This window comes from Actinomycetota bacterium (assembly GCA_019347675.1).
GTDB lineage: Bacteria > Actinomycetota > Nitriliruptoria > Nitriliruptorales > JAHWKO01 > JAHWKW01.
In genome coordinates this window covers 50,128-73,638 of sequence record JAHWKW010000009.1, presented here as the reverse complement: position 1 = coordinate 73,638, position 23,511 = coordinate 50,128, and the positions used below count along the sequence as shown (strand labels likewise).

General features: G+C 70.9%; 22 protein-coding genes. 18 read left to right on the top strand and 4 right to left on the bottom strand.

Features of this window, described 5'->3' with window-relative positions; all coding sequences use genetic code 11:
* Window positions 1-1,002 carry a hypothetical protein gene (locus KY462_07620; protein ID MBW3577590.1) on the bottom strand — a complete coding sequence of 334 codons (1,002 nt, stop codon included), beginning with the start codon at window positions 1,000-1,002 and terminating at the stop codon, window positions 1-3.
* A gap of 57 nt (window positions 1,003-1,059) precedes the next feature.
* Here KY462_07620 and KY462_07615 point away from each other — a divergent pair, with 57 nt between their 5' ends.
* From KY462_07615 to KY462_07565, 11 genes are all read left to right on the top strand, one after another.
* A complete protein-coding gene (locus KY462_07615; GenBank protein ID MBW3577589.1) occupies window positions 1,060-2,079 on the top strand; it encodes a rod shape-determining protein in 1,020 nt (339 codons plus the stop codon).
* Window positions 2,080-2,115: 36 nt separating this feature from the next.
* Entirely contained in the window at window positions 2,116-3,066 is a 951-nt protein-coding gene (gene mreC, locus KY462_07610; GenBank protein ID MBW3577588.1) for a rod shape-determining protein MreC, read from the top strand.
* A 34-nt stretch (window positions 3,067-3,100) separates the two neighbouring features.
* Window positions 3,101-3,607 carry a rod shape-determining protein MreD gene (gene mreD, locus KY462_07605; GenBank protein ID MBW3577587.1) on the top strand — a complete coding sequence of 169 codons (507 nt, stop codon included), beginning with the start codon at window positions 3,101-3,103 and terminating at the stop codon, window positions 3,605-3,607.
* A 94-nt stretch (window positions 3,608-3,701) separates the two neighbouring features.
* Window positions 3,702-5,729: a penicillin-binding protein 2 gene (gene mrdA, locus KY462_07600; protein MBW3577586.1), complete on the top strand. Its 2,028-nt coding sequence runs from the start codon at window positions 3,702-3,704 to the stop codon at window positions 5,727-5,729.
* Window positions 5,730-5,806: 77 nt separating this feature from the next.
* Window positions 5,807-6,988 (top strand): rod shape-determining protein RodA, encoded by a 1,182-nt coding sequence (gene rodA, locus KY462_07595; GenBank protein ID MBW3577585.1) that lies wholly within the window; start codon window positions 5,807-5,809, stop codon window positions 6,986-6,988.
* A gap of 478 nt (window positions 6,989-7,466) precedes the next feature.
* Window positions 7,467-9,191 (top strand): Rne/Rng family ribonuclease, encoded by a 1,725-nt coding sequence (locus KY462_07590; protein MBW3577584.1) that lies wholly within the window; start codon window positions 7,467-7,469, stop codon window positions 9,189-9,191.
* A gap of 124 nt (window positions 9,192-9,315) precedes the next feature.
* Complete coding sequence (gene rplU, locus KY462_07585) at window positions 9,316-9,618, top strand: 50S ribosomal protein L21 (protein ID MBW3577583.1); 303 nt, start codon at window positions 9,316-9,318, stop codon at window positions 9,616-9,618.
* Between the two features lie 59 nt (window positions 9,619-9,677).
* Window positions 9,678-9,932: a 50S ribosomal protein L27 gene (gene rpmA, locus KY462_07580; GenBank protein MBW3577582.1), complete on the top strand. Its 255-nt coding sequence runs from the start codon at window positions 9,678-9,680 to the stop codon at window positions 9,930-9,932.
* A 15-nt stretch (window positions 9,933-9,947) separates the two neighbouring features.
* The gene (obgE, locus tag KY462_07575) at window positions 9,948-11,402 is read left to right on the top strand and encodes a GTPase ObgE (GenBank protein ID MBW3577581.1); all 1,455 of its coding nucleotides are present in this window, start codon (window positions 9,948-9,950) and stop codon (window positions 11,400-11,402) included.
* The gene (gene proB, locus KY462_07570; GenBank protein ID MBW3577580.1) at window positions 11,395-12,522 is read left to right on the top strand and encodes a glutamate 5-kinase; all 1,128 of its coding nucleotides are present in this window, start codon (window positions 11,395-11,397) and stop codon (window positions 12,520-12,522) included. The genes obgE and proB overlap by 8 nt, the downstream gene beginning before the upstream one ends.
* A gap of 144 nt (window positions 12,523-12,666) precedes the next feature.
* The gene (locus tag KY462_07565) at window positions 12,667-13,911 is read left to right on the top strand and encodes a glutamate-5-semialdehyde dehydrogenase (protein ID MBW3577579.1); all 1,245 of its coding nucleotides are present in this window, start codon (window positions 12,667-12,669) and stop codon (window positions 13,909-13,911) included.
* 31 nt (window positions 13,912-13,942) lie between these two features.
* Here the strand turns inward: KY462_07565 and KY462_07560 are convergent, their stop codons facing one another.
* The gene (locus tag KY462_07560; GenBank protein MBW3577578.1) at window positions 13,943-14,851 is read right to left on the bottom strand and encodes a LysR family transcriptional regulator; all 909 of its coding nucleotides are present in this window, start codon (window positions 14,849-14,851) and stop codon (window positions 13,943-13,945) included.
* Window positions 14,852-15,003: 152 nt separating this feature from the next.
* Here KY462_07560 and KY462_07555 point away from each other — a divergent pair, with 152 nt between their 5' ends.
* From KY462_07555 to KY462_07540, 4 genes are read left to right on the top strand one after another with little or no spacing between them, the layout of a single operon-like run.
* On the top strand, window positions 15,004-15,936 hold the full coding sequence (locus KY462_07555; GenBank protein MBW3577577.1) for a putative selenate ABC transporter substrate-binding protein: 933 nt from the start codon (window positions 15,004-15,006) through the stop codon (window positions 15,934-15,936).
* A gap of 41 nt (window positions 15,937-15,977) precedes the next feature.
* Window positions 15,978-16,769, top strand: coding sequence for an ATP-binding cassette domain-containing protein (locus tag KY462_07550; GenBank protein MBW3577576.1), 792 nt, complete (start codon window positions 15,978-15,980; stop codon window positions 16,767-16,769).
* Window positions 16,766-17,596 carry an ABC transporter permease subunit gene (locus KY462_07545; GenBank protein MBW3577575.1) on the top strand — a complete coding sequence of 277 codons (831 nt, stop codon included), beginning with the start codon at window positions 16,766-16,768 and terminating at the stop codon, window positions 17,594-17,596. Before KY462_07550 ends, KY462_07545 begins: the two co-directional genes overlap by 4 nt.
* Complete coding sequence (locus KY462_07540; protein MBW3577574.1) at window positions 17,593-18,492, top strand: ABC transporter permease subunit; 900 nt, start codon at window positions 17,593-17,595, stop codon at window positions 18,490-18,492. Before KY462_07545 ends, KY462_07540 begins: the two co-directional genes overlap by 4 nt.
* Before the next feature lie 28 nt (window positions 18,493-18,520).
* On the opposite strand, the gene KY462_07535 is transcribed toward KY462_07540, so the two are convergent.
* Entirely contained in the window at window positions 18,521-19,858 is a 1,338-nt protein-coding gene (locus KY462_07535) for an SUMF1/EgtB/PvdO family nonheme iron enzyme (protein MBW3577573.1), read from the bottom strand.
* Window positions 19,859-20,031: 173 nt separating this feature from the next.
* Between KY462_07535 and nadD the strand changes: the two genes are divergently transcribed.
* The 3 genes from nadD to rsfS all read left to right on the top strand — a co-directional run bounded on the left by nadD (window position 20,032) and on the right by rsfS (window position 22,471).
* On the top strand, window positions 20,032-20,637 hold the full coding sequence (gene nadD, locus KY462_07530) for a nicotinate-nucleotide adenylyltransferase (GenBank protein ID MBW3577572.1): 606 nt from the start codon (window positions 20,032-20,034) through the stop codon (window positions 20,635-20,637).
* Entirely contained in the window at window positions 20,634-21,956 is a 1,323-nt protein-coding gene (locus KY462_07525) for an LCP family protein (GenBank protein MBW3577571.1), read from the top strand. The genes nadD and KY462_07525 overlap by 4 nt, the downstream gene beginning before the upstream one ends.
* A gap of 107 nt (window positions 21,957-22,063) precedes the next feature.
* The gene (gene rsfS, locus KY462_07520) at window positions 22,064-22,471 is read left to right on the top strand and encodes a ribosome silencing factor (GenBank protein MBW3577570.1); all 408 of its coding nucleotides are present in this window, start codon (window positions 22,064-22,066) and stop codon (window positions 22,469-22,471) included.
* A 43-nt stretch (window positions 22,472-22,514) separates the two neighbouring features.
* On the opposite strand, the gene KY462_07515 is transcribed toward rsfS, so the two are convergent.
* Complete coding sequence (locus tag KY462_07515) at window positions 22,515-23,495, bottom strand: YihY/virulence factor BrkB family protein (protein MBW3577569.1); 981 nt, start codon at window positions 23,493-23,495, stop codon at window positions 22,515-22,517.
* Window positions 23,496-23,511 lie beyond the last annotated feature (16 nt).

Here is a 23,511-nt window from a genome sequence, read left to right as displayed (position 1 = left end):
TCAGCTGGCCGACGGGAACCACCGGGTGCGGAGCGGGAACAGGTAGCGGTCGGTGACGTGGTTGAGGACTCGACGGGCGTCCCCGAAGCGTTCAGCGGCCGTCTCGAGCAGCGCGACGGTCGCGGACGTCGACCCGGCCGTGCGCGCCGCCTGGCGGTACCAGCGCGCGCCGAGGTCCTCCAGTAGCCCGACGGCGCCCCGCGCCGCGAGCGCCGTCAGCAGCCGCTCAGCGGCCTGCGCGGGGTCATCGGTCGGACCTGCGGACCGGGCGAGCCGCTCGATGTCCAGCGGGGCCAGGCCGCGGCGCGCGGTGTGGTCGGGAAACACCCCGGTGAGGAACAGCGCCACATCGCCGAGCCTGCGGTACACGCCCACGTGCGTCTCGTCGGGTAGGACGTCCAGCAGTCCCGCCAGTCGGACCGGGTCGAGCTCGCTGTACCGGCGTCGGCGCGGACCGTGGCGGGTGCGGACGGTCAGCGCGCCGCTGGCGACGCGGGTGTAGGAAGCCAGCAGCTCGGTGAGGAACAGCCGCATCCCGGGGTCGTCGAGGAGCGCGTGCAGCTCGTCGCTGGCGAACACCGGGAGCCGTTGCCGCGGGCCGACCCACTCCTGGACGTACGGCACGGTCGCCATGTCGCGCCACGCTCGCGCCACCGCCACCCCGAACACCAGGAACGGTGACGCGTGCAGCAGGTCGTCGACCGGGTCGGCAGGCTGCGCGAGGACCGCTTCGAACACCGGCTCGGATGCGAGCAGGTCCTCGACCTGCTGGGGGCGACGGCGCAGGTCGCCAGCGTCCGTGCCGGGCGCTGCCGCAGCGAGCACGCCCAGGTCCCGTGCCGTGAGGTGCTCGAGGTAGATCAGCCCCCGGGTCGTCTGGTCGATATCCACCACCAGACCGTACCGCGACATCGGCCACATCGAGTACCGTTCGCTGGCGCAGCGGGGTCCCTGGTAGGCTCCGCCCGCCGACGGTGGGTGGCGCCCGTCGGTGGCGTCCACCGGTGGCGTCCATCCCAGCGACCCTCAGGTACCGCCGTGGCCAACATCCCGCAGAGCTTGCAGGTCCTCGGACGCGACATGGCGGTCGATCTGGGGACCGCGAACACGCTCGTGTACGTCCGCGCGCGCGGCATCGTCCTCGACGAGCCGTCGGTGGTGGCGATCAACACCAAGAACGGCGCGATCCTGGCCGTGGGTTCCGAGGCCAAGCGGATGATCGGCCGCACGCCCGGTCACATCGTGGCGATCCGGCCGCTGAAGGACGGGGTGATCGCCGACTTCGACGTCACCGAGAAGATGCTGCGCTACTTCATCCAGGCGGTGCACCGCCGCCGGTTCCTCGCCAAGCCACGCGTGGTGGTCTGCGTCCCGTCCGGCATCACGGGGGTGGAGCAGCGCGCGGTGGAGGAGGCCACCATCCAGGCCGGCGCCCGCTCGGCGTACATCATCGAAGAGCCGATGGCCGCGGCCATCGGCGCTGGGCTCCCCGTCCACGAACCTGCGGGCAACATGGTTGTGGACATCGGCGGCGGGACCAGCGAGGTGGCGGTGATCTCGCTCGGCGGCATCGTGACGTCGCAGTCCATCCGGATCGGTGGCGACGAGCTGGACGAGTCGATCATCTCCTACATCAAGAAGGAGTACTCCCTGATGCTCGGCGAGCGGACCGCCGAGGAGATCAAGATGGCGATCGGTTCAGCCTTCCCCCTGTCGGACGAGCCGCATGCCGAGATCCGCGGCCGCGATCTGGTGTCGGGCCTGCCGAAGACGATCATCGTGTCGGCCGAGGAGATCCGCAAGGCCATCGAGGAGCCGGTCAACGCCGTGATCGACGCGGTCAAGAACACCCTGGACCGCACCCCGCCCGAACTCGCTGCCGACATCATGGACAAGGGCATCGTGCTGACGGGCGGTGGCGCGCTGCTGAAGGGCCTCGACGAGCGCCTCAAGCACGAGACCGGCATGCCGATCCACGTCACCGACAACCCGCTGACGTCCGTGGCGATCGGCTCCGGGAAGTGCCTGGAGGAGTTCGAGGCGCTGAAGAAGGTCCTGATCTCCAGCTCCCGTCACTGACCCGCCCCGTGGTCCGACTCCTGTAGGACCCTTCGAATGTTCGACCGTCACCGCGCCCGCATCCTGCTCGCGGCCCTGACGCTCATCTCGCTCGTGCTCGTCACGGTCGACGAGCGCGCGGGACGCGGCGGGCCGCTGGCGCGTGTGCGCGACGGGCTCGCCGCGGTGTTCGCGCCGGTCCAGGACGGACTGGCGACCGTCGTCCGCCCGATCGGGGGTCTGGTCGCCGGGGTCGGTGACCTGCTGGAACTGCGGCAGGACAACGCTCGCCTGCGGGCCGAGCTCGAACAGCTGCGTGACCGGCGCGGAGCGTACGACGACGTGGTGCGCGAGAACCGCACCCTTCAGGACCTGCTCGACATGCGCGCCCGGCTGACGGCTCGCAGCGACGAGTTCCGGTTCGCCGCCGCCCGGGTCATCGCGCTGGCACCGTCGAACATCGCCGAGTGGACCATCACCATCGACGTCGGCAGCCGAGACGGGATCACCCGTGACATGACCGTCATCAACGGTGACGGACTGGTCGGTCGGGTCGTGCAGGTGGCGCCGAGCGCGTCCCGCGTCCTGTTGGCGATCGACCAGAACTTCTCCGCCGCCGCGCGTATCGCAGCCACCGGGGAGCACGGGCTGGTCGAGGGCAGGGATACCGAACCGATGACGCTGGAGCTGCTCAACCCCGAGGCCGAGGTGGAGGTCGCCCAGGAGGTCGTCACATCCAGCTACAGCAACGCGACGTTCCCGGACGGCATCGTGATCGGTGCCGTGTCATCCGAGCCGCCGGAGATCCCGACGCTGACCCTCACCGTCGACGTGACGCCGTACGTGGACTTCACCCGCCTGACCACGGTCCTGGTGATCCTGCGGGCGCCACCGCCCGACCCGCTGCCCGTGCCGACCCCCGGGACCCAGCCCGCCGGCCCTGCCACGCCCACGGCCACGCCGACCGAAACGCCCACGCTCGGCCCGACCGAGGGACCCACGCCGTGATGCACCTGATGGGCCGCCCGGCGCGGGCAACCACGTGATCCGCGTCGCCGTGACCGGCCTGCTGCTGTTCTCCGCGGCGCTGCTGCAGACCACCGTCCTGCCGCATCTGTCGATCGCCGGCTACCGCCCGGACCTGCTGCTGCTGGTCACCGCGCTGTTCGCCTTCCGCGACGGCCCGGTCACCGGTGTGGTGCTCGGTTTCGCCGCCGGGCTGCTCAACGACCTGCTGCTGGTGCAGTCGGCACTGGGCCTGTCCTCCGTCGTGTTCACCGGTGTCGGGTACGCGGTCGGCGTCGTCCGGCCCTACCTGGCGCCGGCCTCGATCACCGCTCCCCTGGCGGTCGCGTTCGTCAGTGGGGTCGTGGCCACCGCCGGGTACGGCCTGCTGTCGCGGCTGCTCGGCGACCCGCGCTACACCGTGGGGCTGGTCGTGCAGGCCTCGCTGCTGGTCGGGCTGTACAACACGATGCTGACCCCGCCCGTCGTGGCGGCGGTGAGCGCGTTGTCGAGCCGCTTCCCACGCGAGCGCGTGGCACTGTGACCGGCGGACCCGACGCTGTGCAGCGCCGCCGGCGGCCACCGGTGGTAGCGTTTCAACGATCTCCGTGACGCGGCGCCCCGTCCGAAGAGCCACCATGGCCCAGCACGAGTCGTCGTCGGCGACCCTCCGTCTGACCCTGCTGACCCTCGTGGTGGCGGGGATGTTCGCGGCGCTGTTCTCGCGGCTGTGGTTTCTGCAGGTGCTCGCCGGCGAGCGGTACGTCGAGCTCGCCGACAGCAACCGGGTGCGCTGGGTGATCACCGCTGCGCCGCGCGGCCGCATCCTCGACCGCGATGGCGAGCCTCTGGTGAAGAACCGTCCCGCTCTGACCGTCAGCGCCGACCGTAACCGGCTCCTGAACGGCGAGGGAGAGCCGCGCGACCACGAAGCTGAGCTCGTGATCTCACGCCTGAGCGCCCTGCTGGATATGACGCCCGACGAGATCGTCCAAGCCATCACCAACCGAAAGTACTCCCCCTTCCGCCCGACCCCGATCAAGAAGGACGTCGCCCCGGAGGTCATCTTCCAGATCAAAGAGCACCAGGAGCATTTCCCGGGGGTGGACGCCGAGACGCTCCCCGTGCGGGTGTACCCGCACGCGACCACGGCGGCTCACGTCGTGGGCTATCTCGGAGAGATCAGCGAGCAGGAGCTGACGGCGGAGCGCTTCAGCGGGTACCGGCTGGGTGATCTCGTGGGCAAGTCGGGAGTGGAGGCGGCCTACGAGGAGCACCTTCGCGGCACGGAGGGACTGGAGCAACTGGAGGTCAACGCGCGGGGCGTCACGCTGGGGACGCTGGCACAGCGCGCTCCTATCCCTGGTAACGAGCTCTTCACCACCGTGGATCTCGGGCTGCAACGTGAGGTCGAGCGCGTGCTCGAGGAGGGGATCGTTGCGAGCCGCTCTCAGATGCACCGCCAGAGCGGCCAGAACCTGAAGTCGGTCGCCGGGTCGGCGGTCGTCCTCGATCCCCGCAACGGCGAGGTCGTCGCCATGGCGTCGTGGCCGACGTACGACCCTGGCCTGTTCGTCGGCGGGATCGACCCGCAGGAGTTCGAGCGTCTCCACGACAAGCAGAGCGGCCTGCCGATCCTGAACCGGGCGATCCAGGGCGAGTACCCGCCAGGGTCCACGTGGAAGATCGTCTCAGCGGAAGCCGCGCTCCAGGCGGGTCAGATCACGCCCCAGTCCACGCTGCCGTGCCCACCGAGGTGGGGATGGGGCAAGCGCAACTGGTATCCGCGGCACGACGGGACGATGGACGTCGCCCGGGCGCTGATGCGCTCCTGCGACACGTTCTTCTACGAGCTGTCGTACGACCAGTGGCGCGCGGAGGAACAGCAGAACAAAGCCGGTGGACCCGTCGACGAGCGCTACCAGGCCACGGCCCGCCAGTTCGGATTCGGGGACCGGGTCGGCGTCGACCTGCCCGGGGAGCGTCCCGGTCGGGTTCCGGGGCGGGAGTGGAAGCAGAGCTACTGGGAGGAGATGCGCGACACCTACTGCAGCAAAGCCCAGGAGTTCCCCCCCGGGGAGTACGCGCACCGCCTGTACTCCGAGCTGTGCAACGAGGGGAACATCTGGCGCGGTGGCGACGCCGTCAACATGTCGATCGGGCAGGGCGACGTGCTGACCACCCCCCTGCAGCTCGCGACCGCGTTCGGGGCGGTCGCCAACGGCGGGAAGGTGTGGCGGCCGCACCTGGGACTGGAGGTCCGCTCGCCCGACGGGAAGGAGACCCTGTGGCGGTACGAGCCCGGGCCGGCGTCCGAGGTGGCCTTCGCACCGGGACACCTTCAGGCGATCCGCAGAGGTCTCGAGATGGTCGTGCGAGAACCGCGCGGTACCGCCAACTATGCGTTCCGCAGCGGCGGCAACCCGTTCCCCCTCGATCAGATCCCCGTGGCCGGGAAGACCGGCACCGCCGAGGTCGGGGGGAGGCTGCCGTCGGCGTGGTTCGTCGCCTACGCACCGGCCAACGCCCCCCGGTACGTGGTCGTCGTGGCGGTCGAGGAGGGCGGTGGGGGGTCACAGACGGCGGCTCCGATTGCCCGACGCATCCTCGAAGCCGCCTTCGACCTGCCGGTGACCCCCTTCCGCGCTGGCGTCGCGACGGACTGACGCGTGGGTCACGACGCCGCACACGAAGCTGGGCTCACGGCCGCTGACGCCGCTGGAGCCAAGGAGGATCTCGGCTGATGGACGTCGGCTACTACGGCGCCGACCGCAACGAGCGGCTGGTGCGTGAGCGCATCCAGGCCAGCTGGATGGACGCCTATTCCCCGGCGCGCCATCTCGACGCGGTGCTGGTCGTGGCGGCGATGCTGCTCAGCAGCATCGGCATCGCGATGATCTACAGCGCGACGTACCACCGGCTGGAGTTGGCGGGGCTGCCACCGGCGTCACTGGCGAACAAGCAGGCCGTGGCACTGGGGATCGCGCTGGCGGCAATGATCGCCACGGCAGTCTTCGACTACCGCTACGTTCGGGCGTACGCACCGTTGCTGTACACCGGTGCGATCTTCTTCCTGTTGGTCGTCCTGACACCGTTCGGCAAGGCCGTGCACGGATCCCAGAGTTGGATCGACCTCGGGGGGTTCCAGCTCCAGCCGTCCGAGTTCGCCAAGGTCGCGCTCGTCGCTGCGTTGGCTGCGCTGCTACACGAGCGCAAGGCCGAGCCCGATCTCACGGCGATCCTGGCGGCCGTCGGCCTGGTCGCGGTCCCCACGGGACTGATCCTGCTGCAACCGGACTTCGGGACCGCCCTGGTGTTCCCGTGGATCGCGTTCATCATCCTGCTGGTCGTCGGGACCCGGGCGCGGTACCTGGTCGGGCTGCTGGTCACGGCGGCGCTGGGGGTGGCCCTGGTCCTCAAGGCCGGAGTGCTGGCCGACTACCAGATCGCGCGGCTGACCTCCTTCTTGGACGTCGGCAACAGCGAGCTGGCCAGGACCACGCTGTACAACACCAACCAGTCGATGATCGCGGTCGGGTCGGGGGGCTTCGCCGGGCGAGGCTTCCTCAAAGGCACTCAGACCAACCTGTCGTACGTGCCCGAGAACCACAACGACTTCATCTTCACCGTGGTCGGCGAGGAGTTCGGATTCCTCGGCGCTGCTGTGGTCCTCGGCCTGTTCGCCATCATCCTGTGGCGTGGGCTGCGGATCACCGCTCTGGCCAAGGACACGTTCGGTCGTCTCGCGGCGGCCGGTGCGGTGGCGGTGCTGTCCATCCAGATGTTCGTCAACGTTGGTATGACGATCGGGATCACGCCGGTGACGGGGATCCCGCTGCCTTTCGTCAGCTACGGCGGAACGTCGCTGATCAGCTCGTTCCTGCTGGTGGGCCTCTTGCTCAACGTTCACATGCGTCGTTTCTGAGGTCTTCGCCCGCCCAACCGGCTGCCTTCGGCCCGCTTGGGCCACTGCCCGGCATCGGGCACGTACCGGTGGTAGCCTCCGGTATGGCCGAGCGCGCCCCGCGGAGGTCCGCTGAAGCGCCGGCGCTAGGGGGGAGCACACCGGACGTCGCTGACGCCGGGCCACGCCCGTTGTCTCCGTCCCGCACCACGAGACTTCGGAGGCGCCATGCCGCCCCGTGCCGCAACCGCGGTGGACTGTGCATCACGGTGTCCCCACCGACTCCGGCGCTGCTCAACGGGCTGCGGTGCGACCGCCAGGCGCGTGTCGCAACCGTGCCTCCTCGAGTCACCACGGAACCGGCCCAGGAGCGGCCGGAGCCTGCGGCCAGACGCAAGCCGACCACCGGCTCTCTCTCGCCGCCGACCATGTCACCGCGCGGCGCCCCGCCCGTCCGCCGATGAGACGGCGGGGCGCGCCGTGAGAAAACGAGACCCACGTGACCGACGACACCAATACCTCCGGCGCGGACCGGGACGACGGCGACGCTGCCCGAACCCGGACCCGCACCCGCACACGAACAACTCAGGACGCCCAGCGATCGACAGCCGACCAAGCAACCGCTGAGCAGCGGGAGACGGCCACCCCCGACGATCAGCGCGACGAGACGGCAACGAACGGAGACCGACGCCGACGCCGACGCCGTGGAGGGAGGGGCCGTGGCCGTCGCCGCCCCGCCGCGGCGCGTCCCGCGGGTGCGGACGAGGACACCGCAGCCGCGGACGACGAACCAGCCGAGGCGAGAAGCGGTGAGGTCGCCGACGAGATCGTCCGGGGGGGGACCCGGCTCGCCGCGAAGCGACAGGCGCGGGACCGACGCGGAGGTCGCGCCGCCCGGCGCAGCGGTGCCCGCCGGGTCGCTGAGGTTTCCGAGGATGTGCGTCGGGCCATGCTCGACGGCCCACCGCGGACGATGCTGGTCACCACCCGCGGAGACCGTACCCGCATCGCGGTGCTCGAGGACCGCACCGTCGTTGAGCACTACGTCACACGCAAGGAGGACGTCTCCTTCGTCGGCAACATCTACATGGCGCGCGTTCAAAACGTCCTGCCCGGGATGGAGGCGGCGTTCCTCGACATCGGCAAGGGCCGCAACGGCGTCCTCTACGCGGGTGAGGTCCTGTACGACGAACTTGATCTCGAAGGCGACGCCGAACGCCGCATCGAAGCGGCCCTAAAGCCAGGACAGACCGTCCTGGTACAGGTGACCAAGGACCCCATGGGTTCCAAGGGAGCCAGGCTCACCATGCACCTGTCACTCGCTGGCCGGTACATGGTCCTGGCACCCAACGAGACGATCTTCGGGATCTCACGCAAGCTCGCTGACGACGAACGCGAGCGGCTGCGCAAGATCCTCAAGCGCATCAAGCCCGATGGTCACGGCGTGATCGTTCGGACCGCGGCAGCCGATGCCACCGAGGAACAGCTCGCCGACGACCTCCGGCGGTTGCTCAAGAAGTGGGAGGTCGTCCACGAGCGGGGACAGACCGCCAAGGCGCTCGAGCCGGTCTACGAGGAACCAGACCTCGTCGTGCGGGTGATCCGCGACAACTTCGGGCCCGACTTCGAGGCTCTGGTGGTCGACAGCGAAGATGTCCGCGGCAACGTCGCGGCGTACCTGGAAGAGGTCATGCCCGAGGCCCTGGACAAGCTCCAGCTGTACCAGCCGCCGACGGACCGCAAGCGCGAAGAGCCACTCAGCCTGTTCGACGCCTACCACGTGACCGAGCAGCTGAAGCAGGCGCTCGAACGCAAGGTGTGGCTGCCGTCTGGCGGGTACCTAATCATCGAGAAGACCGAGGCGATGACGATCATCGACGTCAACACCGGGAAGTTCACCGGCTCGACGAACCTCGAGGAGACGGTGTTGAAGACGAACCTCGAGGCGGCCGAGGAGGTCGTCCGCCAGCTACGGCTGCGCGATATCGGTGGGATGGTCGTCATCGACTTCATCGACATGCTGCTCAAGGCCAACCAGGAGCAGGTGGTGCGGCGACTCAAACGCGAGCTGCTGCGCGACCGCACCAAGACACGCGTCTCGGACGTCAGCCGCCTCGGCCTGGTGCAGATGACCCGCAAGAACGTCTCCCAGGGGCTGCTCGAGGTTTTCAGCCGGCGCTGCCCCCACTGCGAAGGTCGGGGCCTGCTCCTGGAGCTGGAGTGACGTTGACCGTGCCCCGGACCGCCTGTACCCTCGCACAACGGTGCCGTTGGGCACCGTTCTTCGTGTCGATGAGCGCCCGACGATCGCCCGCTGCTGCCGTTGCCGAGCACCGACGGAGGCCACCGTGTACGCCGTGATCGCAACCGGTGGCAAGCAGTACCGCGTCGCCCCCGGCGATGAGCTCCGCGTGGAGAAACTCGACGGCCAGGTCGGCGACCCGGTCGAGCTGCGCGCCGTGATGGTCGTCGACGATGACGGGACCGTGACCACCGGTCGTGACCTCGGCGACCGGGCGGTGGCCGCCACCATCACCGGCCACGGCAAGGGGAAGAAGATCACGGTCTTCACCTACAAGAACAAGACCCGCCAACGGAAGAAGCGCGGTCACCGCCAGCGTTACACGACCGTGAAGGTCGAGCAACTGTAGACGAAGCGCGTCCCGTTGCGACGCGCGGGTCTCGGCAGCAGACCACAGGAGGACCTGGTATGGCACACAAAAAGGGCGGCGGCTCGTCCAACAACGGCCGCGATTCCAACCCGCAGTTCCTCGGGGTGAAGGCCTACGGCGGCGAGGCGGTGACCGCCGGCTCGATCATCGTCCGCCAGCGCGGCACCCGGATCCACCCGGGTCGGAACGTCGGTCGCGGGAGTGACGACACGTTGTTCGCGCTGGCGGACGGCAACGTGTCATTCCGCAGCCGGCGCAACCGCAAGTACGCGGAGATCATCCCGGCCGAGTAGGTCCCACCCGGACCGATGTGGAGGGCGGCTCAGGCCGCCCTCTTTCGTCGTCGAGGAGAGATCGTGTCCGATGCCTCCCCCAGCTTCATCGACGAGTGCACCGTCCACGTGCGCGGCGGCGGGGGCGGCAACGGCGCGGTCTCGTTCCGCCGCGAGGCGCATGTGCCACGCGGCGGTCCCGACGGGGGCGACGGCGGCCGCGGCGGCGACGTCGTCCTGGTCGCCGACCGCGGCGTGACCTCGCTCCTGGACCTGCATCGCGACCCGCACCGGCGCGCGCCCCGGGGCGGCCACGGGCAGGGCATGAACCGCACTGGAGCTGCCGGTGACGACCTCATCGTCGCGGTCCCGGCCGGGACGATCGTCCGTGACCGCATCACCGGGGACGTCCTCGCCGACCTCGCGCGGCCGGGTCAGCGCATCGTGGCCGCGCGTGGCGGCCGCGGGGGACGCGGCAACGCCTCGTTCGCCAGCAACCGCCGTCGCGCCCCGCGCTTCGCCGAACTTGGCGAGCACGGCGAGGAGCACTCGCTCCGCCTCGAGCTGAAGCTGATCGCCGACGCCGGCCTGGTGGGCTTCCCGAGCGCCGGGAAGTCATCGTTGATCTCGCGGCTCTCGGCCGCGCGGCCGCGGGTCGAGCCGTGGCCGTTCACCACGCTGACCCCGCACCTGGGCGTGATGCGTGCCGGCGATGTCGACGTCGTCCTGGCCGACGTGCCCGGCCTGGTGGAGGGCGCCAGCGAAGGACGGGGTCTCGGGCACCGCTTCCTGCGGCACATCGAGCGGACAGCCGTCGTGGTGCACGTCCTGGACACCGTGCCGCTCGAACCCGACCGCGACCCCGTCCACGACCTGGACGTGATCACCCGCGAGCTGCGTGCGCACGACCGCTCGCTACTGGAGCGGCCGGCGGTCGCGGTGCTGAACAAGGTCGACGTCCCGGACGGCCGGGCCATGGCGGCGCTGGTGCGCCCCGTCTTGGAGGCACGCGACCTGGAGGTCTTCGAGGTCAGCGCGGTCACCGGCGAGGGTCTCGACCGACTGCGGTGGCGGCTGGCGGAGCTCGTTTCGGCCCGTCGCGCCGCCGAACCCGATGCCGTCCCCGGGGAGCTGGTGATCCGCCTCGAGGAGCGAGAGGAGCCGTTCACGGTCGAGCGCGACGCTGCCGGCCGCTTCGTCGTGCACAGCCGGCGTGTCGACCGCTGGGTACAGATGACCCCGTTGGACAACCCCGACGCCATCCGGTACCTGCAGGGTCGGCTGCGGCGCGCCGGCGTGGAAGGGGCACTGATCGCCGCCGGGGCGCGGGATGGTGACGAGGTGGTGCTCGGCGGTGAGGTGTTCGACTTCTCACCTGAGCCGCACGACCTGCCCGAGGACGAGCGCGAGACCGTGGTGAGGCCTGAGGCGGACGCCTGGGAGGACCTCGACGAACCGGGCGCCGGCGGCCCGGAGGCGGCCGGTGGCTGAACGCCGCTTCGACCGACCTCGACTGGCCGTGGTGAAGGTCGGCTCCAGCAGCCTGCGCGGCCCGGATGGGCGACTCGACCGCGACCAGATCCGGGTGGTCGTCGACGGGATCGCCGCCGCGCGCGCGTCCGCGACCGACGTCGTGCTGGTGTCCTCCGGGGCGGTCGCAGCCGGCCTCGTGCTGCTGGCGTTCGACCAGAGGCCAACGGACATGGCGAAGCTCCAGAGCGCCGCGTCGGTCGGGCAGGGAGCGCTGATCCACGCCTACCAGCGCGACTTCGCCCGGCACGGGCTGGTCTGCGGACAGGTCCTGCTCACCCAGGACGACTTCGTCTCACGGCGCCGCTACCTCAACGCCCGGAAGACCTTCCGCATGCTGCTGGATCTGGGTGCGGTCCCGGTCGTCAACGAGAACGACGTCGTGGCCACCGACGAGCTCGCGTACGGCGACAACGACCACCTGGCTGCCCTGGTCGCGTCCATGCTCGAGGCTGACCTGCTGCTGCTGCTGTCCGACGTCGGGGGCCTGTACGAGGTCGATCCCCGGCAAACCCCCGACGCGAACCTGGTCGACCGCGTTGACGACCTCGACCGCCTGGCGCAGCTGCGTATCGGAGGGACCGGTTCGTTCGTCGGCAGCGGCGGGATGCGTTCGAAGGTCGAGGCCGCCCGCGTGGCCGTCCTGTCCGCCTGCCATGCCGTCGTCGCCGACGCTCGTCGACCGGCCGTGATCCCCGACGTGCTCGCCGGTGAGCCGATCGGGACGTGGTTCGTCGCTCAGCCCAAGCGCCTGGAGGCGCGGCGGCTGTGGATCGGGTTCGCGTTGAACACGCGCGGTCGCGTCCACGTCGACGCCGGCGCGGCCCGGGCCCTTGTGCGGCGCGGCACCTCACTGCTGGCGGTGGGGGTGACCGGCGCGGACGGGGATTTCACCAGCGGTGACGCGGTCGCGATCGTCGACCCCACGGGGACACTGATCGCGCGAGGTCTGGTGAACTACGACGCGTCGGACCTGCGCCGCATCGCCGGGCGCACCACCGAGGACGCCGCTGCGGCGTTCGGCGACGCATACGGCCGCGAGGTGGTGCACCGCGACGACCTCGTCGTCCTGGTCTCGTGAACCCGCTGGTCTCGTGAACCCGTCCCCGGCCGGTGTATCCTCCACGGTGCGTTGCGCTGGGAACGTGACGTCATCCCGGCGGCCTCCCGCCTGCGGCTTGGACCCGCTCCCCAGGCGACCGACAGCCTCGACGAAGTAGGAACCATGCGTACCGTCCGTGAGATCTGTGCAGCCGCCAAGGATGCGAGCCGGGTCCTGGCCACGGCGCCGACCGCGGTCAGAGACGCTGTGCTCCGCGACATCGCCGACGCGCTCGAGGACCATGCCGACTCGGTGCTCGACGCCAACCAGCGTGACATCGAAGCGGGGCGCGACGCCGGCTTGAGCGCTGCGCTCATCGACCGGCTCACGCTGACCGAGGACCGCATCCGGGCGATGGCCAACGGCTTGCGCAAGATCGTCGACCTGCGCGACCCGGTCGGGGAGGTCGTCGCCGGCTGGACGCTGCCCAACGGGGTCGAGATCCGCAAGGTACGGGTCCCGCTGGGGGTCGTCGCGATGATCTACGAAGCCCGGCCCAACGTGACGGTCGACGCTGCGGGGCTGTGCCTCAAGTCAGGCAACGCATGCGTCCTACGCGGCTCATCCAGCGCCCAGTCCAGCAACGAGGCGCTGGCGGCGGTGATCCGCGAAAAACTCGCCCTGGCCCGGCTGCCCGAGGACGCCGTCGCGCTGGTCGAGGATCCCTCCCGCCACAGCGTGCAGGAGCTGATGGAGGCGCGTGGGCTGGTGGATCTGCTGATCCCGCGGGGCGGGGCCGGTCTGATCGAGCGGGTGGTCAGCGGGGCCACGGTCCCGGTCGTCGAGACCGGTGTCGGGAACTGCCACGTCTACGTCGACGCCGCTGCGGACCTGGGGAAGGCGGTCGAGATCGTGGTCAACGCCAAGGCGCAGCGTCCCTCGGTGTGCAACGCAGCCGAGACCCTCCTCGTTCACCAGGCCGTCGCCGACGAGTTCCTCCCCAAGGCCGCGGCGGAACTGCGCGCCGCCGGGGTGACGCTCCTCGGCGACGACCGCGCACGCGCGGTCGTGGACATGGACCCCGCCAGCGAGGATGACTTCGCCACGGAGTTTCTGGATCTCACGCTCGCGGTGGCGGTGGTCGCCGACCTGGACGCCGCGATCGCCCACGTCGGGCGGTACGGGACACTGCACACCGAGGCGATCGTCACCGAGGACCGTGGCGCGGCCCGCCGGTTCCAGCGCGAGGTCGACGCGGCTGCCGTCATGGTCAACGCCTCGACCCGGTTCACAGACGGGGAGCAGTTCGGGTTCGGTGCCGAGATCGGCATCTCGACGCAGAAGACCCACGCCCGTGGGCCGATGGCGCTCCCGGAGCTGACGTCGGTGAAGTACCTCGTCGACGGCGACGGGCACGTCCGCCGATGACATCGCTGCTCGCAGCGGCCTGCGGTCTTCGTCATCCGGCATCGTCGCGACCGCGTCCGACATCGAGCACGAACTCGACGAAGGCCCGCACGTGGGCCGGGTGGTCACGGTCGGTGACGTGCACCACGTAGAGGCTGCGCACGACCGGCACACCCACCACGCGCAACGCCCGGACCTGGCTGGCGTGGTGCTCGACCGCGCGGAGCGACACCACGCCGATCCCGAGGCCCGCCTCCACCGCGGACAGCACCGCCCCGCTGCTGCCGAGCGTGATCGCTGCCGGCTGTGGCGGGACCGCCAGGCCGTGCGCCGCCAGGGTGTCGACGAATGTCTGCTGGGTCCCCGATCCCTCCTCGCGCTGGATCAGGCGCTGACCGGCGAGGTCGTCGACGGCCACGGCTGACCGCTCGGCGAGGGGATGCGACGATGGGGCGGCGAGGACGATCTCGTCCTGGCCGATGGGCTCGTAGCACAGGCGGGGATGGTTGACCCGTCGACCCGAGAAACCCACGTCCCAGCGGTCGTTGTGGAGCAGGTGGCGGGCAACGCCGGCCGAGTCCGTGACGAACTCTCGCGTCTTGACCCCGGGTTGCTCGTCGACGAAGCGGGCGACGAGCTCGGGGACCAGGTACTCCCCCGGCGTCGTGCTCGCCACGATCCCGATCGTGCCGGTCATAGCCCCGGCCGGGAACCTGGCCTCGGCCCGGATCGCGTCGTACTCGGCCAGGGTCCGTGTGGCGAACGTCAGGAACCGCTGACCGGCGTGGGTGAGCCGGATACCTCCGGCGCCGCGGATCACCAGCGTGACTCCCAGTTCGTCCTCGAGGCGCTGCACGCGGCGGGACAGGCCGGGCTGGCTGATCCCCAGCTGTCGGGCCGCCGCCGACAGGCTCCCTGCGCTGACGGCGGCGCAGAAGGCCCGGAGCTCGCTGGTGTCCATCTGTGCGCTCCGTGCATCGAACGGCGACCGCGGCCGATGAGCGACCCCAAGCTTAGCCATGACGCCGACGCATGGCTGCGTTGACGCGCCTGAAACCGTTCGGTTGAGTGCCGGAGCGGGGATCCGTGTCCGGGGACCGGGAGCGCACCGATATGTCTGCTCGACGTGTGCACCGCCCACCGCCCACGCGGCGCTGGGCGTGGGTGGGGCTGGTTGTGGCCCTGCTGGCGTCCGCGTGCGGGGCGACGACCTCGTCGTCCGCAGCTGATCGTCGGCCGCGACCGATCGTGATCGGGGGAATCCCCGACCAGGACGTGTCGGTTCTGCGCGAGCGTTTCGCCGGGATCGCCGCCGAGCTCGAGGACCGCGTCGGCATCCCGTTCCGTTACCAGCCGTCCGTGTCGTACGTGGCGGTCGTGACCGGGTTCCGCAACGAAGACGTCCTGCTCGCCTGGGTCGGTGGGTTGACCGGGGTGCAGGCGCGCCTGGCGGTCGACCGGACGGAGGCGGTGGCGCAGCGACCTGGCGACGCGGAGTTCCGGTCGGTGTTCATCGTGGGTCATGGCGTGGACGCCGAGTCGCTGGAGGACCTGGCGGGGACCACGTTCACGTTCGGCAGCGAGAGCTCCACCTCGGGGCACCTCATGCCGCGGCTCGCGTTGCGGCAGGCCAGCATCGATCCCGAGTCCGACTTCACCGGGCGCCCCGGCTACTCGGGGTCGCACGACATGACGTGGAAGCTGGTCGAGACGGGGGCCTTCCAGGCCGGCGCGTTGAACCAGACCGTGTGGCGATCTGCGGTCGACCACGGCAAGGTCGACACGCGCAAGGTCCGGGGCGTGCACACCACCGCGCCCTACCACGACTACCACTGGGTCGTGCATCCGCGGATCGACGAGCTCTACGGCGAGGGCACCACCGACAGGATCGTCGACGCGCTGCTCGCGATGCGCCCCCAAGACGGCGAACGGACCGCTCGGACCCTCGATCTGTTCGACACGGACCGGTTCATCCCCACCCGCAACGACAACTACGACCCGATCGCCGAGGTCGCCCGCGACCTCGGACTGCTGCAGGGTCGGTGACCGGCGTGTCGCCACCGCCCGATGCCACGCCGGCCGTCGTCCTGGACGCCGTCACCCACCGCTACGGGGATGTCCACGCGGTGCGCGACGTCAATCTGTCGATCGCCGCCGGCGAGACCGTGGCACTGGTCGGACCCAGCGGCGCCGGCAAGACCACGGTGCTGCGCCTCGTCGCCGGGATGCTGCGACCCACGGCCGGCCGGGTGTTGCTGCACGGGCAGCACTTGGAGGGCCTGCAGCCGGGCCGGGACCTGACCGGGCTGGTCGGCATGGTCCAACAGCGTCTCGACCTCGTGCCGCAGCTGTCGGTCAAGCACAACGTCCACGCCGGCTCGCTCGGCCGGTGGAGCCTGGCCAGGGCACTGGCCGCGCTGCTGTTGCCCCTCGAGCAGCCAGCGGCCCGCGCCGCCGTGCGCCGCGTCGGGATCGACCACAAGTTCCACCAGCGCGTGTCGCGACTGTCGGGCGGGGAGCAGCAACGGGTGGCCCTGGCGCGGTTGCTGGTGCAGGAACCGCGGATCGTGCTCGCCGACGAGCCGGTCGCGTCGCTCGATCCCGCCCGCGCCGACGACCTGCTGGCCCTGTTGGCGCGGCTGGCACGCGAGTCGGGCAACACGCTCGTGGCGAGCCTTCACGCCCCCCAGCTGGCACGGCGCCACTTCGGCCGCATGGTCGGCTTGCGCGACGGGCGTGTGGTGTTCGACCGCGCAGCCGCCGCGGTGACCGCCGAGCTCCTCGATGACGTGTACCGCCTCGGGGACGCAGCCGAGGCTGGTTCTCTGCCACCACCCACGGCCATCGCAGCGGATGAGGCGACGGCCGCCGGTCGATGAGCGCGCCCATCGCCACCGACGCCAGCACGCTGGTGCTGGGCAGACCCCGCCCCGGGCGGCGGATCGTGCTCACGGCCGTGCTGGTCGCGGCGGTCGCGGCGAGCATCGCCGCCGTCGACGTGTCGGGGGGCGTGCTGCATCCCGGTGGGGCGGCAGCGCTCGGAGCGCTGCTGCAAGCGGCTGTCACCCCGGAGGTGTCTGCCGCGTTCCTGAGCCGGACGGTCCTTCCCGCGACCGCGCTGACCGTCGCCTACGCGGTCGCGGCCCTCACCGTGGCGGTCGCGGTGGGGATCCCGGGGGCGCTCGTCGCCAGCGGTGTGCTGGCCCACCGGCGGCTGTGGCGCGGGGTCACGGCGGGCCCGGTCCGGGCGGCCCTGGGGTTCCTGCGCTCGATCGACGAGCTGATCTGGGCGCTGCTGTTCGTGAACGTCTTGGGGCTGCATCCGCTTGCGGGGGTGCTGGGTATCGGGTTGCCGTACGGCGCCACCATCGGGCGGGTCCTGGCGGAGCGGTTCCAGGACGTGCCCGAAGAGCCGCTCGCGGCGCTGCGGGGCGCCGGGGCCTCCGAGGCACAGGTCCTGCTGTACGGCCGTCTGCCCTCGGCGTTGGCGGACATGACCAGCTACGTCCTGTACCGCTTCGAGTGCGCCGTCCGTGCCGCAGCGGTCCTGTCGTTCGTCGGGCTGGGGGGCGTCGGCCTCGAGCTGACCGTGCTCCTGGCCGACCTCGAGTTCCGGCGCGTCTGGACCTTGCTGTACGCGCTGGTGGTGGTGATCGTCGCGGTCGACGCCCTCGGTGGCCGCCTGCGGGCCAGGCTGCTGCGATGACGGTCGGGGCAGACACCCGACATCCCCCCACGGACACCGCGGAGGTCGAGGCGGCCCACGCCCTGCACCCGGTCCGCGCGGCCGCGTCCACCCGGATCCCGGCGTGGTGGGGGCTGGTCCTGACCGCGGCCGTCGTGGCGAGCTGGTGGGTGGTGATGTCCCGGGGCGGACCTGCCCGCCTCGACCTGCTGGGTGCCGCAGCCGGGTTCGTCCGTGACCTGTTGGGCGTCGACGGTGTCGACCCGCCGGTGTGGGCGACCGGCGGTGCGTGGCGGGCCGCGATGGGTCCTGCGGTCGACACGGTGGTGATGAGCCTGCTCGGCGCGGCGACCGCCGGTGTCGTGGCCCTGGCGACGGTGATCTTCGCCTCCCGTCCGCTCCGTGACGCTCCGCACAGCCGGGTGGGCACTGCGGGGCGGCTCGGGTTGGTCGCGAGCCGCGGGATGCACGTCCTGACGCGGGCGGTCCCCGACTACATCTGGGCGCTGCTGCTGGTGTTCGTCCTGCGGCCGGGGGTGCTGGCCGCAGCCCTCGCCCTGGCGTTGCACAACATCGGCGTGATGGGTCGTCTCGGCTCCGACGTGGTGGAGGACCTCGATCCGGGGCCGCTCGAGGCCCTGCGTTCCGCCGGCGCCGGCCGCCTGCAGGTCCTCGCCTACGGCGTGCTCCCGCAGGTCCTCCCCCAGTTCCTCACGTTCCTGCTGTACCGGTGGGAGGTGATGATGCGCGCCGCGGCCGTGGTCGGCTTCGTGGCGCTTGCGGGGGTCGGGTACCAGCTGCGGCTCGCCATGAGCTTGTTGCGCTGGTCGGAGGTCGGGCTGTGGCTCGCGGTGTACGTGGCGCTGGTCCTGCTGGCCGACCTGACGTCGTCGGCTCTGCGACGCCTGGCGCGGTAACGGGTTCGCGGCGACCGCGGATCGAGCCTCAGCCCCCCGACACGCAGGTCCGGAACCCGGCGTACACGTCCCGCCGGTCGGGCGTGAAGTAGTTGCGGTAGGTGTTGCGGACGTAGCGGCCGCGGGTGGCCCACGCCCCGCCGCGCAGCCCCTTGCGGCTCCCGAACCACGGCCACGAGTTGTCCCGGTAGGTGTCCTGCTCGAAGTTGGGGTACGGCGCGAACGTCGAGCCGGTCCACTCCCAGACGTTCCCGATCATCTGGCGGCACCCGTAGACGCTGTCCCCGGCGGGGTACGCCGCGACGTCGACGGTGTCCATGGCGCGCCAGTCGAGGTTGGCGTGCTGGGCTGCGGGGTCCTCGTCACCCCACGGGTAGCGCCGCTTGGTCGTGCCCAGCCCGCCACCGCCGTCGGTGGCGCCTGCCGCGCCGGTCGCGGCCAGCTCCCACTGGGCTTCGGTTGGCAGGCGCCGGCCGGCCCAGCCGCAGAACGCCTCGGCCTCGTACCAGCAGACGTGGACCACCGGGCGGTCCGGCTCGAGAGGTCGCCACGCATCGAACACTCGCCGCTCCCAGCCGCTGTCCGACCGTCGCCAGTACACCGGGTGATCGGCGCGCGTGCGGGTCCGCCACGACCAGCCGGGGCGGCTCCACAGCAGCGGACGCTGGTAGCCGCCATCCTCGACGAACTCGGCGAACTGCGCCTGGGTCACCGGCGCCTTCGCGATCGAGAACGGCTGTACCTCGACGCGATGGCACCACTTCTCGTTGTCGTAGACGAACGGCTCGGCTCCGGTCGCGCCCAGCAGGAAGGTCCCACCGTCGATGTCGACGTCGCCCCGGTGCGCCCCGGCGTCGACCACCGTGTCAGGAGCGGTGTCCGACAGCTGCGCGATGGTCGGGGCGGGGTACTGCAGCGTCTGGCGGGTGTAGGTCAACGCCTCGGTGTGGGTGTCCTCGTGGAACACCGTGTACAGCGCGAGACGGTGCCAGGCAGGAGGCAGACCCGCGGCGACCGCCTCGGCGACGCGGTCGCGCACCTGGCCCATGTACGCCAGCGTGTCGTCGCGGGACGGCAGGTCCAGGAACCAACGGGTGTCGTGAGGGACGGCACCCGAGTCCCACAACGCGTCGCAGTGGGCGATGATCGGTTCGCGCTGCAGCGCGTCGCGCAGGAAGAACTTCTCCTGGAACCACGTGAGGTGACCGATCTCCCAGATCAGCGGGTTGATCGTCGCGATCAGCGGGCCGACGAGCTGTTCGTCGGACAGGTCCTCCACCAGCTCCTCGACCCGGCGGCGACTGTCGTGTACCCACTGCGTCAGCCGATCCGCATCTACCCACGTCGACAGGGCGTCGCCGGTCATGCGCTGCGCTCCTCGAAGACGACCGTCGCGCCACCCTACAGCCGCGGTCGCCGCTGTTCCTTGCCGGCTGCTGCCGGACGCGACCGCTGCGCAAGCCACTGCGATCGGTTCACCGGCCCGCGTGGTTCACCAGCTCCGGGGCCCCCATCCACCCGACGGATACGCTGCCGCGCATGGCGCCCAACCCGGACGGTCCCCGCCGCATCGGCCTTCTGGGCGGCACCTTCGATCCACCGCATCTGGGCCACCTGGTGATCGCCGAGGTGGCCCGTGTCGAGCTGGACCTGGATCAGGTGCAGTTCGTGGTGGCGGGACAGCCGTGGATGAAGCAGCGATGCTCTCCTTCCGAGGACCGGGTCCGGATGGTGGAGCTCGCGGTCGCCGACGACCCGGCGTTCCAGGTCAACCGCAGCGAGATCGACCGCGGACGCCTGACGTACACGGTCGACACGCTGCAGGAGCTGCAGGCCGCCATCAGCGACGCGGAGCTGTTCTTCCTGGTGGGCGAGGACGCGGCGGCGAACATGCCGGAGTGGCGCGAGGTGGACAAAGCGTTGGAGCTCGCGACGTTCGTGATGCTCACCCGCCCCGGGTACGACGTCGAGCTTGACGGCCCGATCCTGGGACGGTTGGAGCGGCTGACGACTCCGGAGATCGGGATCTCGTCCACCGATCTCCGTGCCCGTTTCCGCCAGCGCCGCGCGGTCCGCCACCAGCTCCCCGACGCGGTGGTCGAGCACATCCGCGCACAGCGCCTGTACCGGGAGGACGAGGGATGAGCGACACGCTCGACGAGCTCTCGGATCGCAGGTTGACCTTCGACCGGCTCATCCCGCCGGGACGGTCGCGTCCACCCCGACCGCGACGCAGCGCCGGGGAGCGGCAACGGCGTCGCCGCGCCGAACGACGCCGGCGGATCCTCCGCCTGGGTGCAGCCGTCGTCGCGCTCGCTGCCCTGGCGGCCGCCACGGTGTGGGCCACGACGCTGATCCCGGCGCTCGACCGCAGCCGATCCGGGCTGACCAGCGGCGGCGAGGGCGCTGCGGCGTCCGGCGGGCAACGCGCGGTCCTGTTCGTGACGTTCGACGAGCGCGATCCGACCCGTGGCGCCACACTGGCGTTCGTGCTCGCGCACGACCCGCGGACTGACGAGTCGACGCTGCTGTTCGTCCCCACCGCGACGGTGGCGGACATCCCCGGGCACGGTCTGGACCGGGTCGAGCGGGCGTACGCCTTCGGACAGGGAGCGTTGGTGGGCTCCACGGTCGAGAACCTCCTGGGCCTGGACCTCGACGGGGTGGTGGATGTGAGCCAACAGGGGTGGGCCTCGCTGTTCGGCCGGGCGGGTCGTTTGACGGTCGAGGTCTCCGAACGCCTGGTGGCCACCGAGCCCGACGGCGAACGCCGGGTGCGGTTCGAGCCGGGACCGCAGCCGCTCGACGGGCCCAGGCTGGCGGAGCTGTTGACCTTCGACAGCGAGGGCGGGAGCGACCTGGATCGCCTGCCCAGGGTGCGGCGTGTCCTGAACGCGCTCCTCGAGGCACTCGCGGCCCAACCGGGGATCCTCGAGGCGGTGTTCGCCGACGGGGCGCCGATGCTGGACACGACCGTTCCCGCCGAGGAGCTCCAGTCGCTGTTGCAGGCAGCGGCGACCGCGCACGTCGCGGATCGACTCGCCGTCTTCACCCTCCCGGTGTCCCCGATCGGATCGGGCGGCGAGGGTTCGCTGCGGATCGACCGCGAACGGGCCGCTCAGCTCGTCGCCGACCGGTTCGCGGACTCGATCCCGGTCGCGCACGGCAGCGGCGGCCGACGCGTGCAGATCCTCAACGGCAACGGTGAGCCCGGCATCGGCCAGCAGGTGGCTGAGCGGCTGCTCCCGGCCGGGTTCCGCATCGTGCTGACCAAGAACGCCGACCGTTTCGACCACGACGAGACCCGGATCCTCGTGTACGACGACCGCCCCGAGCAGCTGCAGCTCGCCGATCAGATCCGCGACCTGCTCGGCGTCGGCCGCGTCGAGGTCAGTCGCACGCCGCAGTCGGTCGTGGACATCACGATCGTCGTCGGTCGCGATTTCACGGGGGCGTCCGGGTGACCCCCGGCGGGGACGGGACCCGCCGAACAGCTGACCGATGTGCGCCCGGCACAACGGTGTGGTTGCCTTCACCTCGTCGACCGACGACCACGAGCGGATAGGAGACCGTGCCCGCCACGCCAGAAGCGATCGCGACCGCGGTCAGTGCATGCCGCGCCGCGGACGACAAGCAGGCTGGGGATCTGGTGGTGCTCGACGTCGCCGACCTGCTCACGCTCGTGGACGTGTTCGTGATCGCGACGGCCCGCACGGACCGTCAACTGAAAGCCGTCGCCGAAGGCGTCGAGGAGCGGCTCCGGGGCGACCACGGCGTCCGGCCCCTGCGCCGGGAGGGCCCGGTCGAGTCCGGCTGGGTGCTGCTGGACTTCGGTGACGTGGTGTGCCACCTGTTCGACCAGGAGCGACGGGAGTTCTACGCCCTCGAACGGCTGTGGGCGGACGTCCCCCACCTCGACCCGTTCACCGGCGAGCCACTGATGGCCGGTCATCTTCACGCCGTGCGCTCGAGCCCCTAACGGCCCTCCCCCGCCACGCGGCAACCGCTGGCTGGCGTCGGCCTCAACGACGGAGTCGTTGCGGCATCGCCTGTGAAGGGCCGCTGTCATCCGCCGGGTCGCCGCTGTCGTCGCGGAACTCGTCTGGCGTTCCGGCGTGCGGCCACATCTTCTCGATCTCCGCGTTCAACTCCGCCCCGAGGAGGACCGCGAACGCGGTGACGAACAGCCACAGCATCACGGCCAGCGGCGCGGCGAAGGAGCTGTAGAGGTTGTCGCCGCCGAACGAGAAGGCGATGTAGGTCCGCAGGGCCCCGGCCCCCAGCAGCCACAGCACCATCCCCACCACTGCGCCGGGGAGGTCACGCAGCCAGGGAGTGCGCCACGGGACGGCGATGTGGTAGAAGGTCGCGATCAGCGCCACGGTCACCACCGCCAGCGCGAGGTAGAAGCCGACGGTCGCCACCCACCCCGGGACGACGACCACCACTGGGCCGGGGATCAGCCACCGCAACAGCCGGGGTCCGAGCACCAGCGCCGGAACGACGAGCGCCCCCAGAACGGCCCCGGCCACGGTGATGCTCAGCGCGAGGAGGCGGCGTCGCCACGCCGAGCGCGGGCGCTCCAGGTCGTAGGCGATGTTGATCGCTTCCAGGAAGGCGTTCACCGCCCGCGAGCCGCCCCACAGCGCGACCAGGAAGCCCACCGAGACGACGCTGCCGCGCCCGCCCCCCAGGATCTCGTTGGCGATCTGGCGGTAGGCATCGAACGTGCGGTCGGACAGGAACGTCCGCGGCAAACCGTAGACCAACCGGTTGATCTCGGCCGTCGTCTCGGTGCCGAGCAGTTCGAGCACCCACCCCACCGCACCGAGTAGGGCCAGCAGCAGCGGCACGAACGACAGGAGGGCGAAGAACGCCGCCTCGGCCGCCAAGCCGGTCACCCGGTCGTCGACGGTCTCACCCGCGGTGCGGACGGCCAGGCGCCACACCGGACGCAACCCGACCGGCAGGCGGTGCTCGAGCCTCTCCGTGATCGTCGGCATCCGCTGCACCTTACGA

Coding starts and splice junctions, on each gene's coding strand:
- KY462_07525 (MBW3577571.1), top strand. CDS start 20,634: ATGAGCGACACGCTCGACGAGCTCTCGGATCGCAGGTTGACCTTCGAC.
- KY462_07560 (MBW3577578.1), bottom strand. CDS start 14,851: ATGGACACCAGCGAGCTCCGGGCCTTCTGCGCCGCCGTCAGCGCAGGG.
- nadD (MBW3577572.1), top strand. CDS start 20,032: ATGGCGCCCAACCCGGACGGTCCCCGCCGCATCGGCCTTCTGGGCGGC.
- mreC (MBW3577588.1), top strand. CDS start 2,116: ATGTTCGACCGTCACCGCGCCCGCATCCTGCTCGCGGCCCTGACGCTC.
- rpmA (MBW3577582.1), top strand. CDS start 9,678: ATGGCACACAAAAAGGGCGGCGGCTCGTCCAACAACGGCCGCGATTCC.
- rodA (MBW3577585.1), top strand. CDS start 5,807: ATGGACGTCGGCTACTACGGCGCCGACCGCAACGAGCGGCTGGTGCGT.
- mrdA (MBW3577586.1), top strand. CDS start 3,702: ATGGCCCAGCACGAGTCGTCGTCGGCGACCCTCCGTCTGACCCTGCTG.
- KY462_07565 (MBW3577579.1), top strand. CDS start 12,667: ATGCGTACCGTCCGTGAGATCTGTGCAGCCGCCAAGGATGCGAGCCGG.
- KY462_07535 (MBW3577573.1), bottom strand. CDS start 19,858: ATGACCGGCGACGCCCTGTCGACGTGGGTAGATGCGGATCGGCTGACG.
- KY462_07555 (MBW3577577.1), top strand. CDS start 15,004: ATGTCTGCTCGACGTGTGCACCGCCCACCGCCCACGCGGCGCTGGGCG.
- KY462_07515 (MBW3577569.1), bottom strand. CDS start 23,495: ATGCCGACGATCACGGAGAGGCTCGAGCACCGCCTGCCGGTCGGGTTG.
- obgE (MBW3577581.1), top strand. CDS start 9,948: ATGTGGAGGGCGGCTCAGGCCGCCCTCTTTCGTCGTCGAGGAGAGATC.
- KY462_07545 (MBW3577575.1), top strand. CDS start 16,766: ATGAGCGCGCCCATCGCCACCGACGCCAGCACGCTGGTGCTGGGCAGA.
- KY462_07540 (MBW3577574.1), top strand. CDS start 17,593: ATGACGGTCGGGGCAGACACCCGACATCCCCCCACGGACACCGCGGAG.